Below are 13,479 nucleotides of genomic sequence, written 5' to 3'. Positions count from 1 at the left end.
ATGACCGGGCCTCGGTCAGGGGGTGCGGTCCAGCAGGACCACCGCGACGTCGTCGGTCAGCTCGCCCCCGTTGAGGTCGCGGACCTCGCTGACCGCGGCCCGCAGCAGTTCCTCACCCCGCAGCCCCTCGGTGAGCTGGCGGCGGATCATCTCCACCATGCCGTCCTGCCCGAGGCGGTCCCCGTCCGCGCCGACCCGGCCCTCGATCAGGCCGTCGGTGTAGAGCATCAGGCTCCACTCGGCGCCCAGCTCCACCTGCATCCGCGGCCAGCGGGCACCGGGGAGCAGTCCGAGGGCGGGGCCGTTGTTCTCGTACGGCAGCAGCCGGGCGGGCCGGCCGGGGCGGGCGATCAGCGGGGCCGGATGTCCGGCCAGGCACAGGCCGGCGCGGCGGCCGTCGGGGGCGATGTCCACCGTGCACAGCGTCGCGAAGATCTCCTCGTCGGCGCGCTCGTGCTCGAGCACCTGCTGGAGGGTGTTCAGCAGCTGGTCCCCGCACAGCCCGGCCAGGGTCAGCGCCCGCCAGGCGATGCGCAGCTCCACACCGAGCGCGGCCTCGTCCGGGCCGTGCCCGCAGACGTCGCCGATCATGGCGTGGACGGTGCCGTCGGGGGTGCGGACGGCGTCGTAGAAGTCGCCGCCGAGCAGGGCACGGGAGCGGCCGGGGCGGTAGCGGGCGGCGAAGCGCAGCCCGGAGCCGTCCAGCAGCGGGGTCGGCAGCAGGCCGCGTTCCAGGCGGCGGTTCTCCTGGGCGCGCAGCTTGCCCTCGGCGAGCCGCCGCTCGGCGGTGTCGGACCGTTTCCGCTCCACCGCGTAGCGGATGGCTCGGCTGAGCAGCCGGCCGTCCAGCTCGTCCCGGAACAGGTAGTCCTGGGCGCCCACGCGGACGGCCTCGGCGCCGCGCTCGGCGTCGCCGGAGGCGGTCAGCGCGAGTACGGCGTGCCGGGGCGCGAGCTGGAGCACGTGCCGCAGCACGGCCAGCTCGTCGTCGGTGTCGCTGCCGCCCGGCGCCGGGAGCGCCAGGTCCAGCAGGATGCAGTGGACGTCGTCGGTGAGCAGTCGTCCGGCCTCGGTGAGGTTGCGGGCGGTGCGGACGCGGATCGGCTTGCCGGCCGGGTCCAGCAGGTCGGGCACGATCGGCATACCGGCCGGATCGTCCTCGATCAGCAGCAGGGTGAGAGTGGCGCCGGTGCTGTGCACGGGCGTGGCGTCGCGGTGGGCCTCTTCCTTGAGGGGGCCGCCGACTGCGCGGGCGGCCTGCGCCTGACCACTCTCCACGGCCGGGATCGCTCTCTGCCGCGGTACGGGTACGGGCATCGTCCTGGGTTCCTTCCCTCCCCCCGAGGGCACGGCGGCGTCGAGGGTCTCGACCCACCGACGGGTGACCCTAGCCGCTGCCACCGCCCCGGCGGAATGGTGTGAGCCGCGTCGCTCGGCCACCCGCCGCTGTCATATGCCGCGTTCCCTACCGCAGTTGGACACCGCCGAGGCGGGCGGGGAATGACGAAGCTCACGTCCTGTACCGGTTTGGGCGGGCGTTGGGCGTGCGGTGGGTCACATGACGCGTACCTCACCGGGCAGATGACCGCGCGGGGCCCGTCACGCGTCCGGCCGGCCGTGTGCGGGAGCCGTCGCGTGCGGCCGTCCGCGCGAAGGAGCCGTGGCGTGCGGCCGGCCGTGCGCAGGGTCCGTGGCGTTCGGCCGTACGACCCCGAGGACCGGCATCGAGCCGGCGCCCGCGACCGTCACCGTGCGCCCGGGACGCGGGGCGTGGATGATCCTGCCGTCGCCGATGTACATCGCGACATGGCTGGCGTCGTCGAAGTAGATGATGAGGTCACCGGGGCGCATGTCCTTGACGTCGACGTGCGGGAGCTGTCTCCACTGCTCCTGCGAGGTCCGCGGGACGGGGTGCCCGGCCGCCGCCCAGGCCTGGGAGGTCAGGCCCGAGCAGTCGAAGGAGTCCGGTCCCTCGGCGCCCCACACGTACGGCTTGCCGAGCTGGGCGGTGGCGTACCGCACGGCCTCGTCGCCCTGGACGGAGGTTGTGCCGTCGGCCCGGTCGAGGACGCCGGTGTCCAGCCAGGCCGTCTGCGCCTTGGCGGCGGCCTCCCGCTCCAGCTGGGCGAGCCGCTCCTTCTCCTTCTTCTCCAGCCGGGACTGGAGCTTCTCGGCCGTGTCGATCTGCCTGCGGATCTTCCGCTGGGCGGCGGCCCGGGCCTTGCGGTCGGCCTCCAGTTCCTTCCAGCGGGCGGCGGCGTCGTCGGCGTACTCCTGCAAGTCCCGCTGCGCGCGGGCCACTTCGGTGATCAGCGTCTTCGTCGCCTGCTGGCCCTGGAGCACCCGGCCGGCGCCGTCCAGGAACTGGCCCGGGTCGTCGCTGAGCAGGAACTGTGCCGTGGGTGACAGGCCGCCGGTGCGGTACTGGTCCCGGGCCGCCGCGCCGGCCCGGTCCTTCAGCTCCGCCAGCCGCTGCCGCCCCTGGGTGATCTTCTTCGTCAGGGCGGTGATCTCGGCGGACTGCTTCTTCGCCTTCTCCTCGGCGCCGTTGTAGGCGTCGGTGGCGACGGCCGCGTCGTGGTAGAGCCGGTCGAGCTTCTCGCGGACCTCTTCGAGATCCTTGTCGGGCGGGGGAGTCGCCGTCGGTGTGGGGGCCGGAACGGGTAGGGGGGCGGGGGCCGCGAACGCCGTGCCGGGTGCCGCGAGAACGGTCACCGCGCAGATCACGGTCAGGGCGGCGGTGAGCAGGCCGCGCTTGCCCGTACCCATACCTGGTCCCCCCAGCTGATTTACCGTCAGTAACTTAGGTTGTCCGGGGGATCGTGCCACGGTCGCGCGCAAAACGACAGAGGTCGTCCGAAGCCGGATGCCCCCGGCCCGGGCCCGCCCCGCTCACGTCCCCACGCGTCGCCGCCCGTACGGCGATCCCTCCGCGATGTGACGAACGGCGCGGGGAAACCGTTCCCCTGGCCGGTGCCGCTCAGCGGACCGGCGCCAACGCCTCCCAGGACACGGTGACTTCACCCTGCCGCCGACGGGCCGGCGGATCCATGACGGGCCAGTCCGCCGCCAGGTCCCGTACCGCGCGCAGCCAGCGCTGACGGGCGCCGTAGGAGGCGTAGGGCGCGGCGGCGGCCCAGGCGCGGTCGAAGTCGCGCAGGAAGGCGTGCACCGGCTCGCCGGGGACGTTGCGGTGGATCAGTGCCTTCGGGAGGCGTTCGGCGAGGTCGGAGGGGCGGTCCAGGGAGCCCAGCCGGGTGGCGAAGGTGACGGTGCGGGGGCCCTCGGGGCCGAGTGCCACCCACACGTGCCGCCGGCCGATCTCGTCGCAGGTCCCCTCGACCAGCAGTCCGCCGCGCGAGCCGCCGCCGGCCGGGGCGAGCCGGGCGCACAGCCGCTCCCACACCGCGCCGACCTGGTCCTCGTCGTACTGCCGCAGCACGTTCGCGGCCCGGATCAGCACCGGCCGTCCGGGCACGGGGACCTCGAAGCCGCCGTGCCGGAAGGCCAGCCCCTCCCGCTCGTACGGCCTGGCAGCCGCCACCCGCTCGGGTTCGATCTCGACGCCGACCACGCGTGCGCGGGGTGCGACGGTGCGCAGCCGGCCGAGCAGCTCGACGGCGGTCCAGGGTGCCGCGCCGTAGCCGAGGTCGACCGCCACGGGATCCGCGGCGCGGCGCAGCTCGGCGCCGTGCACGGCCGCGATCCAGCGATCCATGCGGCGCAGCCGGTTGGGGTTGGTCGTCCCGCGCGTCACCGTTCCCACGACGGAGGACCCACCGGTCGAGCGGAGCCGGGAGTGGGGGAGGGTCGTCGCGCGGGCTGCCATACGTACGAGGGTAAGAGGACGGCGGAGGACGGCGGCCCGGACCCGGTCGCGGCAGAGGGGCGCGAAGCTCCGCCCACGCTCACCGATCTCGAACAGTTGACCCCCTTCAGGTAATGATTCGGCAAAGCCGCTTGATCGGGAAATGGCCGGGCACCCGCTCGCTGTTGCACTCCGTGGAGGGCGACGGCGGCCCTCCGGCAGGCATGCCCGCAGCGAGGAGGAACGCCACGTGAGCCAGTACGTCAGCAGGCTCGGGCGACGCTCCCCGTCGGCCGCCACCCTGCTCCGGCTGCACCGGCGCCCCCGCCGCGTCGCCATGCTCTCCGTGCACACCTCCCCCCTCCACCAGCCCGGCACCGGCGACGCCGGCGGCATGAACGTCTACATCGTGGAGCTGGCCCAGCGGCTCGCCGCGATCAACATCGAGGTCGAGATCTTCACCCGGGCCACGGCCGGCGGCCTGCCCCCCGCCGTCGAACTGGCCCCCGGCGTCCTGGTCCGGCACGTCGACGCGGGCCCCTACGAGGGCCTCGCCAAGGAGGATCTCCCGGCCCAGCTGTGCGCCTTCACACACGGCGTGATGCAGGCGTGGGCCGGCCACCGCCCGGGCTACTACGACCTCGTCCACTCCCACTACTGGCTCTCCGGCCACGTCGGCTGGCTCGCCGCCCAGCGCTGGGGCGTCCCCCTGGTGCACGCCATGCACACCATGGCCAAGGTCAAGAACGCCAGCCTGGCCGACGGCGACACCCCCGAGCCCGCCGCCCGGGTCATCGGCGAGACCCAGATCGTGGCCGCCGCCGACCGGCTCGTCGCCAACACCGAGGAGGAGGCCGGCGAGCTGCTGCGGCACTACGCGGCCGACCCCGCCAAGGTCGCCGTGGTCCACCCCGGGGTGAACCTGGAGCGCTTCCGCGCCGCCGACGGCCGGGCCGCCGCCCGCGCCCGCCTCGGCCTGCCCCCGGACGCGCTGATCCCGCTCTTCGCCGGCCGCATACAGCCCCTGAAGGCGCCGGACATCCTCCTGCGTGCCGTGGCCCTCCTGCTGGAGGAGCGTCCGGAGCTGCGCTCGCGCATCCTCGTGCCGGTCGTCGGCGGCCCCAGCGGCAGCGGGCTCGCCAGGCCGGAGGGGCTGCACAAGCTCGCCGCCCGACTGGGCATCGCGGACGTCGTGCGGTTCGTCCCGCCGGTCGGGCAGGAGCGGCTGGCGGACTGGTTCCGGGCGGCGTCCGTCCTCGTCATGCCGAGCTACAGCGAGTCCTTCGGCCTGGTCGCCATCGAGGCGCAGGCGGCCGCGACCCCGGTGATCGCGGCCTCGGTCGGCGGCCTGCCCGTGGCCGTGCGCGACGGCGAGACCGGCTTCCTCGTCCAGGGCCACAACCCGGCCGACTACGCGCGCGTGCTGCGCCGCTTCGCCGACGAGCCGGCCCTGACCCCGCGCCTGGGCGAGGCCGCCGCCCGGCACGCCCAGTCCTTCGGCTGGGACACGGCGGCCGCCGCCACCGCCGACGTCTACACGGCCGCGACCCAGTCCCACCGCCGTCGCGTACGCTCGCACCATGGGTGACGTCGAGAAGGCCGGACAGGTTCTGGAGGCCGTCTTCAAGGACGCCGGACTGGAGTGGGAGAACCCCGAGCCGGGGAACTACGTCGTCACACTCCCCGGCACCCGCAAGCTCTCCACGACGGTCGCCTTCCTCGTAGGCCGCCACTCCCTCTCCCTCAACGCCTTCGTCATCCGCCACCCCGACGAGAACGAGCCGGCCGTGCACCGCTGGCTCCTGGAGCGCAACCTCCGCCTGTACGGCGTGAGTTACGCCGTGGACCGCCTCGGCGACATCTACGTCACCGCGCGCCTCCCCCTCGCCTCCGTCACCCCCGACGACGTCGACCGCCTCCTCGGCCAGACCTTGGAGGCCGCCGACGGCGCCTTCAACACCCTCCTGGAACTGGGCTTCGCCTCCTCCATCCGCAAGGAGTACGCCTGGCGGGTGTCCCGCGGCGAGTCCACCCGGAACCTGGACGCGTTCAAGCACCTGATCGACCGCCCGACGGCCTGACCGGTGCCGACCGGGGCCAGGGCGTCGGCCGGTTCCTTCTCGGTCGGCAGCTGGTCGCCCTTCTTGCCGGAGAACCCCGTCTTGAGTGGCAGCGAGCGGGTGTGGCCGGAGAAGGGCCCCTCCTCGCCGGCGCCACCGCCGCGACCAACGCCGCCGCTAGGGATTCTCACCGTCCTGCGTATGGCGTGCACGCCGCAGTCGATCCCCGGTCCGCGTGCGTTCCGCGAGTCCGTCCAGCCGCGAATTCCAGGAGCTGTACGGCACGACGGACGCCGTACGCCCGCGCGACCTGTACGAGGCTCAGCGCGCGCCGCGGTAACGCCCGGGCGTCACCCCGACCAGCCGCCTGAAGTGCCGGGTGAGATGGGCCTGGTCGTGGAACCCGGTCACCGGCGCCACCTCGCCCGGCGCCAGCCCGTCCAGCAGCAGCCGGCGGGCCCGGCCGACCCGGCGGGACATCAGGTACTGGTGCGGGGGGATACCGTACGCACCGCTGAACGCCCGTACCAGATGCGCCGGATGGGCGTGCAGCAGTCGCGCGGCCTCCGCCAGCGGGATCCCGTCGACGACCCGGGCGTCCAGCAACTCCCGCAGCCGGCGGGCGAGTACCGGGTCACGGTGCCGGCGCGGCACATCCGCCCGGTGCCGCAGATGGTCCCGCAGCCGCTCCCCGACGAGGGTCAGCCGGCTCTCCGCCTCCAGTTCGTCCCCGGGCCGGGCGAGAGCGGCGTGCAACTGCCCGACCCGCAGCCGCAGTACGGGATCCCGCAGGTCCGGCCCGTCGACGGCCGCACCGATGAACTCGTCCCCGAGCCGGCTGCTGTCGAGGTAGACGACCCGCTTGCGGAACCCGCCCGGCGTGGCCGGTGAACCGTTGTGCGGCACATGCGGCGGCAGCAGCGACACGGTGTCGTGCGGGGTGCCGTGCTCCTGCCGGTCGAGGTCGTACCGTACGGCCCCGTCGTCCACGATGAGCAGCGTCCAGGCGTCGTGGACGTGCATCGGATAGGCGTACTCGGTGAAGTGGGCGTGGAAGACCTCGGTGACCCCCGGGACACGGGGGCGCCACGCGGTGACTTCCTGCCGGACGGACATGCAAAGAACGTACAAGACGAGGGCGTACGGCGGTCGGCAGTCTCGTCCCATGAGCACTGAACCCCGCCGTCACGACACGAAGATCGCCGTACTGCTCCGCGCGGACCTGGCCCCCTGGCAGCGGCTGAACGTCACCGCGTTCCTGGTCAGCGGCCTGGGCGCGGCGGCCCCCGAGGTGATCGGCGAGCCCTACGAGGACGCGGACGGGGTCGCGTACCTCCCCATGTTCGGACAGCCCGTGCTGATCTTCGAGGGCACCGGGGAGACCCTGCGGGCGGCCCACGGCAGGGCGCTGAGCCGCGCCCTGCCCCGGGCGGTGTTCACGGCCGACCTGTTCGCCACCGGCAACGACGAGGACAACCGGGCGGCGGTGCGGGCCGTGTCCACCGCCGGCCTGGATCTGGTCGGGCTGGCGGTGTACGGCCCGCGCAACGGAGTCGACAAGGTGCTGAAGGGCGCGCGCATGCACCCGTGACTCCGCGGCCGCCCTCAGCCGAACATGCCGGGCACGTAGTCACCCGCGGGCTGCCGCACGATGACGTTGACGCGGTTGTAGGCGTTGATCACGGCGATCAGCGCGATCAGTGCGGCGAGCTGGTCCTCGTCGTAGTGCTTGGCCGCGTTCGTCCAGGCCTCGTCCGTGACGCCGCCGGCCGCGTCGGCGATCCGGGTGCCCTGCTCGGCCAGCTCCAGCGCGGCCCGCTCCGCATCGGTGAACACCTTCGCCTCCCGCCAGACCGCGACCATGTGCAGCCGGGTGGCGCTCTCCCCGGCCGCGTCGGCGTCCTTGGTGTGCATGTCCGTGCAGAACGCGCACCCGTTGATCTGGCTGGCCCGGATCTTCACCAGCTCCTGCGTGGCGGCCGGCAACGCGGACTCCCCGATCACCCTGCCCGCCGCGTTGAAGTGCTTGAACAGCTTCCCGGCCAGCGGGTTGTCGAGAAGGTCGAGCCGAGCTTCCATGATCTGCTCCTACGTGGTCGAGGCGGTTTACACCTCATTGACGGCCACGCCGGACGGGATGTGACACGGGCGAGTGTGGCGCGCGTCACGTGCGGTGCGGCCCGGCTCTCTCAGGCCGTACGGACCTCCGCCTCCGTGTCGGTCCGCATGCCGCCCGGCGCCGGGCGTTCCGTCGGCAGGCGTCGCATCACCACTCCGTACCCGACCCCGGCCGCCGTGCCGACCACCGCGCACATGCCCCACAGCCACTGCGCGCCGAGGCGGTCGATGACCGTGCCGGACATCAGGGGGGCGACCAGGGCGGCGACGGACCAGGAGAGGGTGTACACGCCCTGGTAGCGGCCCCGGCCGTGGACGGGGGAGAGGCGGACGACGAGGCCGGTCTGGGTGGGGGCGTTGACGATCTCGGCCAGGGTCCACACGCACACGGTCAGCATGAAGGCACCGACGGAACCGGCGAAGACGGTGAGCCCGAAGCCGTACCCAGCGAGCAGCGAGGAGGCGATCAGGAGGGTGCGCGGGTCGCGGTGTTCGATGAAGCGGGTGACGGGGATCTGGAGGACCACGATCAGGATGCCGTTGACGGCCAGGGCGCTGCCGTAGTCGGCGGGCGAGAACCCGGCCCGGCCCATCGCCACCGGCAGTCCGACCGAGCCCTGCTGGAAGACCAGGGCGACGAGGAAGGACAGCCCGACGACGGCCATGTACCGCCCGTCCCGCAGCACCGTGCGCAGGCCCACTTCGGCCGCCCCCGCCTGCCGGGCCGGAGCCGCGGGCCGGGACTCCGGCACCCGGGCGAAGACGACGACCGCGCAGGCCAGGGTCATCCCGGCCTCGATCAGGAACCCGGCGAGATAGCTGACCTCGGCGATGAACCCGGCGGCCGTCGAGGAGACGGCGAAACCCAGGTTGATGGCCCAGTAGTTGAGGGAGAAGGCCCGCACCCGGTCCTCGGGGCGGACGATGTCGGCCATCATCGCCTGCACGGCCGGCCGGGAGGCGTTGGAGGCCATGCCGACGAGGAAGGCGACGCCGGCGATGGCGGCCGGGTCGGTCACGAAGCCGAGCGCGGCGACGGAGGCGGCGGTGGCGGTCTGGGCGATGAGCATGGTGGGCCGCCTGCCGAGCCGGTCGGCCATGACCCCGCCGCCCAGCGAGGAGACGACCCCGCCGAGGCCGTGCAGGGAGGCCACGAGACCGGCGTACGACGCGGAGTAGCCCCGGTCGAGGGTGAGGTAGAGGGCCATGAACGTGGCGACGAACGCGCCGAGCCGGTTCACGAGCGTGCTGGTCCACAGCCACCAGAAGGCGGGAGGGAGTCCGGAGACGGACTCCCGGGCAGCACGTCGCAGACCGGTTGGTGACATTCGCGATCCCCCGCATAAGTAAGTGCCCCGACTGGCATGCGCAACTTACCGAAGCGGCTCGCGGCGGCGCCAGCCGTTTAGCGGGGCGCGGAGACGGCCGGGACGGGAGGGAACGACTGGGGTGGGAGGAGGGGGCTGCTCGGGCGGGGGGATATGCGATATGCCTCGCCCAGTTCGCGGTACGCGTCCGGCGTCAGTTCGCGGGGCGGGTCGGACGTCAGCTCGCGGGGCGGGTCGGACGTGCCGGTGCCGCTGCTGCCGCCCTCACCGTCGCCGCCACTCCCGCGGGGCCCGCCGCCGGGGCCTCACCGCGCGCACCGTGGGCGCCTCGCGCCCCACGAGCCCCACGGCCGAGCCCCGTGCGTCCCGTACGCCCCGCACGGTCCGTACGTCCCCCGACCGCGCCACTCCGGGCGGTCTCCCGGGGTGCTCCGACCGGATACGGCCCGCCGCGCGCCGTCCGCTCGAAGCGGCTCGGGAAGGGGAACTTCCGCTCCAGGAACGCCCCGATGGCCGCCCCGGCCGCCGCCCGGTCCGCCGGGTCGGTGTCCACGTCGTTGAGGCAGAAGAAGTCGATGTCCTCGCCGGCCGCCAGGCGGGCCAGGCGGCGCCGCATGTCCGGCGTGCCCAGCTGCACGTACCGGAAGCGGTAGTCGGCCGGGACCGCCCGGCCCGTCGCGATCGCCCAGTGGTGGTGCAGCGTCGACGCCGGAGCCACGTCTGCGGTGGAACGGAACCGGGAGTACGACGTCCGCTCCAGCTCCTCGATGCGGAGATCCTCCATCTCCCTCATGACCGACAGCAGTTGAGGGTGCGGGGTGTGCAGCGACTTCTGCGTGACGTACCGGCCGTGGAAGCGCCGGATCACCTCGCGCGCGTTCTTCCCGGCGGAGTTCGGCGCCGGCTCCAGCGGATGCGGGGCCCCGGCGCCCAGCTTCAGCGGAGACAGCGGGATGCGGGCGATGCCGTTGCCGTGGAAGAAGTGGCCCGCACCCACCGGGCGGTTGATGAAGACGTCGTCGTTGAAGTACAGGTAGTGCTCGGACAGACCGGGTATGCGGTGCAGCCGGCTCTCGATCGCGTGCGAGTTGAAGACGGGCAGCGCGTCGGCCGGGAGGATGTCCCGGTGGTCGACGACGGTCAGGCCCGCCGCCTCCGGGTCCAGCCAGGACGGGATCTGGGAGTCGGTCACCAGGTAGACGTGCCGGACGAAACCGGCGTACATCTCCAGCGAGCGCAGCGCGTACCGCAGCTCGTCATGGCTGGTGTAACGGGACGCGCCGGTCTCGCGGGCGGCGATGACGTTGTCGGAGAGCACCTGATGCGCGCGGCGCTTCACGGCCATCGCGGGGTCGTCCCCGTCGACCCACGTGTACACGGCGTCGACGGGGAAGCGCACCTCGTCGATGCCCGGCTCGGCGAACGCCGCGAACGTCGGCACATCGCGCCGCGGCCCGGCCGTGCTCATGGTCGCGTGTCGGTCCGCGGTCACCGCCGCGGGCTGCCGTGCCGTGTCCGGCAGTACCTCGGACACGGCGTTGCGGCGCGGTGCGACCAGAGCCGGACCGAAATCGTCCGCCAGCCTGCTGCCGGGCACGGTGAGATGCCCGGGATCCCCGCCCAGCTCCCGGCCGTACCGCCAGAATTCCAGCTCGCAGCCCGTCTCCAGCCCGGTGAGCACCTGCCCGCCCGGGCCGAGGCGCACCACACCGGTACGCAGCACCGGCGCCCGCCGCAGCGCCCGCGGCAGCCGGCCGTCGGCCCACAGCACCGCACCTGTCACGGTGCCGTCCGGCCCGACCGCGCCGACGTAGGCGGCCGTAGGGGCCAGGTGCCGCGCGGCCTGGGCGAGGACCGCACCACGGTGGGACTCCTCCACCCCGATCACCTGTCGCGGCGCAGCGGACCCCTGCTCGGCGGGGACCAGGAAGTACGGGACGCCGGCCGCCTCCAGCAGGGCGCACACCTGCTCCAGGTCGGCCGCGGCGGCGTCCGCGGCGGTGTAGGCGGCGACCGTACGCCCGTACAGCCGCGCCGGTCCGCACGTGATCCGGCGCAGCCCCGGGACACCCGCCCGCAGCCGCCGGCGGGCCGGGGCGGCGCGCAGCGCCCAGAGCCGGGCCGACAGCCACAGCCGCAGCCGCGACAGGAGGTCACGGACGGTCCGCAGCCCCGTCGGCCGCGCCGCGAAACGGTGACGGATGTCCATGGCCGCGGCCCGTCAGCTCTGCGTCTCGTAGGAGGCCGGAGCGGGGACCGAGGGGGCCGTCCGCGGTGCCGCGGGCGCCGTTTCCCGCTTCTCGGAGGGGCTGGCCGGCTCCCGCTTCTCGAAGGGGCCGGGCGTCTCCCGCCTCTCGAAGGGGCTGGGGAAGGGGAAGTAGTTCTCCAGGAACTCGTGCATCCGCGCGCCGACCTCCTCCCGCTCCTCCGGCGGCACGTCGACGTCGTTGAGGCAGAAGAAGTCGAACCGGCGGTTGCGCCGCAGGTCGGCCAAGCGCCGCTCGGCGTCCGGACGGCTGATGTTGACGTACCGGAAGCTGAACTTGCCGGGTACGCCGTGGCCCGTCATCAGCGCGTACTGGTAGAGCAGCGGCGCCGTCACGGCGATGTCCTGCGGCGAGCGGAACCGGGACGCGGTGGTGCGGCGGATGTCCTCCGGGAACAGCTCCTCCAGTGCCTGGAGTGTCGCGCGCTGCTGCGGCAGCGGGGTGTGCATGAAGTTGTTCGTCGTCATCCGCCCGAACGCCTCCAGCAGCAGCCGCCGTACGTTCTTGCTGGCGGAGTTGGTCGCCGTCTCCTCGGCGTGCGGCTCACCGACGCCGATCTTCAGCGGGGAGACCGGGATCTTCATCAGGCCACTGCCGAAGAAGAAGTGCTCGGGGGTGATCCGGCGGCCGACGAAGACGTCGTCGTTGAAGTACAGGTAGTGCTCGGACAGGCCCGGTATGTGGTGCAGCCGGGTCTCGATCGCGTGCGAGTTGAAGACGGGCAGGACGTCCGCGGGAAAGATGTCCCGGTGGTCGACGACCGTGATCCCGGGGATGCTGTCGTCTAGCCAGTGCGGCTTCTGGCCGTCGGTCACGAGGTAGATGTGCCGCACGAAGTCGGCGTACATCGCGAGCGAGCGCAGTGAGTACTTCAGCTCGTCGTGGCTGGTGTAGCGGGAGGCGTTGGTCTCCTTGTCCAGGATCTCGGCGATGCCGTGGTCCTGGTAGCGGGCCCGCTTCGCCCGCATCGCCGGTTCCTCGCCGTCCACCCACGTGTAGACGACGTCGACGGGGAACGTCACCTGGTTCACGGTCGGCAGGGCGAGCGGGGCGAAACTCGGCAGTTCCCGGTCACCGACCCGGACGGTGACCGGCGTCTGCCCGGAGGCCGGCAGCACGTCCGTGATCCCGTTGTTCCGGGGCGTGACCAGCGACTCGGCGAAGATGCCGGCCGACGCCTGCGGCTGCACCTTGGCCAGCCGCCGGGGTCCGTCGGCGGACGCGAGCAGTTCCCCGCCGTCCTCCCAGAACTCCACGTCACAGGCCAGCTCGGGCCCGGCCAGCAGCTGCCCGGCGGGCCCGAGGTGGTTCTCCCCGATCCGCAGCACGGGCGCCGTACGCAGCGGGGCCGGCAGCGCGCCGTCGAGGAACAGCGCGGGGTGCTTGAGCTGACCGCCCGGCAGGGGGCGGCCGATGAACACGGCTGTATCGGCGTTCCGCTCCTCCAGGGCGGCGAGGAACCGCTCCCGGTCCACGACGTTCACGGCGACGGTGTGACGGATCCGGGACGACGACGGCACCAGGAAGTAGGAGATACCTTCCTGCTCCAGCGCCGCGACCACCAGGGCGAGGTTGGAGGCGGCCGCCTCGGCCGCGCCGAACCGGTCCACGACCCGGCCGTAGAGCCGCTGGCCGCGCACGGCCACCGGGCGCAGCACCGGATCCGTGACCGCCGCCCTGCGGCGCCGCCGCATGGTACGCAGCTGCCACACCCGCTCGGCGGCCTTCCGCTCGACCCGCGGACGCATCCGCCGCGCAAAGGAACGCACGGTCACGTTCTGGGCTCCTCTTCGTCGGCCCGACCTTCCTGACGACAACAAGACAGTGAGATGTGACCAAAGGTTGTAGAAGAATTAACCGGAACGTGCAGAAGGGGCCCGCGACGACCCCGGCCCCCG

11 protein-coding genes are annotated in these 13,479 nt (G+C 73.1%); 3 read left to right on the top strand and 8 right to left on the bottom strand.

Annotation, left to right across the window (positions count from 1 at the left end; all coding sequences use genetic code 11):
- Positions 1-15 precede the first annotated feature (15 nt).
- The 3 genes from ABZ117_RS06650 to ABZ117_RS06640 form a co-directional block, all read right to left on the bottom strand.
- The gene (locus ABZ117_RS06650; protein ID WP_356818009.1) at positions 16-1,317 is read right to left on the bottom strand and encodes a fused response regulator/phosphatase; all 1,302 of its coding nucleotides are present in this window, start codon (positions 1,315-1,317) and stop codon (positions 16-18) included.
- 282 nt (positions 1,318-1,599) lie between these two features.
- Positions 1,600-2,769 carry an NlpC/P60 family protein gene (locus ABZ117_RS06645; RefSeq protein WP_356818008.1) on the bottom strand — a complete coding sequence of 390 codons (1,170 nt, stop codon included), beginning with the start codon at positions 2,767-2,769 and terminating at the stop codon, positions 1,600-1,602.
- Between the two features lie 211 nt (positions 2,770-2,980).
- Positions 2,981-3,718, bottom strand: a complete 738-nt coding sequence (locus ABZ117_RS06640) for a class I SAM-dependent methyltransferase (protein WP_356818178.1) — start codon at positions 3,716-3,718, stop codon at positions 2,981-2,983.
- Positions 3,719-4,058: 340 nt separating this feature from the next.
- On the opposite strand from ABZ117_RS06640, the gene mshA reads away from it, so the two are divergent.
- A complete protein-coding gene (gene mshA, locus ABZ117_RS06635; protein ID WP_356818006.1) occupies positions 4,059-5,396 on the top strand; it encodes a D-inositol-3-phosphate glycosyltransferase in 1,338 nt (445 codons plus the stop codon).
- A complete protein-coding gene (locus ABZ117_RS06630) occupies positions 5,389-5,889 on the top strand; it encodes a YbjN domain-containing protein (RefSeq protein ID WP_356818004.1) in 501 nt (166 codons plus the stop codon). Before mshA ends, ABZ117_RS06630 begins: the two co-directional genes overlap by 8 nt.
- Positions 5,890-6,189: 300 nt before the next feature.
- Here ABZ117_RS06630 and ABZ117_RS06625 read toward each other — a convergent pair whose 3' ends face one another.
- Positions 6,190-6,984 (bottom strand): AraC family transcriptional regulator, encoded by a 795-nt coding sequence (locus ABZ117_RS06625; protein WP_356818002.1) that lies wholly within the window; start codon positions 6,982-6,984, stop codon positions 6,190-6,192.
- 49 nt (positions 6,985-7,033) lie between these two features.
- On the opposite strand from ABZ117_RS06625, the gene ABZ117_RS06620 reads away from it, so the two are divergent.
- Positions 7,034-7,459, top strand: a complete 426-nt coding sequence (locus ABZ117_RS06620) for a DUF2000 domain-containing protein (RefSeq protein WP_356818000.1) — start codon at positions 7,034-7,036, stop codon at positions 7,457-7,459.
- A gap of 14 nt (positions 7,460-7,473) precedes the next feature.
- Here ABZ117_RS06620 and ABZ117_RS06615 read toward each other — a convergent pair whose 3' ends face one another.
- The 4 genes from ABZ117_RS06615 to ABZ117_RS06600 form a co-directional block, all read right to left on the bottom strand.
- Positions 7,474-7,947, bottom strand: coding sequence for a carboxymuconolactone decarboxylase family protein (locus tag ABZ117_RS06615; RefSeq protein ID WP_356817998.1), 474 nt, complete (start codon positions 7,945-7,947; stop codon positions 7,474-7,476).
- Between the two features lie 110 nt (positions 7,948-8,057).
- Positions 8,058-9,314 carry an MFS transporter gene (locus ABZ117_RS06610; protein WP_356817996.1) on the bottom strand — a complete coding sequence of 419 codons (1,257 nt, stop codon included), beginning with the start codon at positions 9,312-9,314 and terminating at the stop codon, positions 8,058-8,060.
- Between the two features lie 217 nt (positions 9,315-9,531).
- The gene (locus tag ABZ117_RS06605; protein ID WP_356817995.1) at positions 9,532-11,523 is read right to left on the bottom strand and encodes a stealth family protein; all 1,992 of its coding nucleotides are present in this window, start codon (positions 11,521-11,523) and stop codon (positions 9,532-9,534) included.
- Between the two features lie 12 nt (positions 11,524-11,535).
- Positions 11,536-13,356, bottom strand: a complete 1,821-nt coding sequence (locus ABZ117_RS06600; protein WP_356817993.1) for a stealth family protein — start codon at positions 13,354-13,356, stop codon at positions 11,536-11,538.
- Between the last annotated feature and the right edge of the window lie 123 nt (positions 13,357-13,479).

The sequence above is a fragment of the Streptomyces sp. NPDC006309 genome, from assembly GCF_040613095.1.
Classification (GTDB): Bacteria; Actinomycetota; Actinomycetes; order Streptomycetales; family Streptomycetaceae; genus Streptomyces.
The sequence above is the reverse complement of the archived record's forward strand: the minus strand, read 5'-3'. Positions and strand labels throughout refer to the sequence as shown.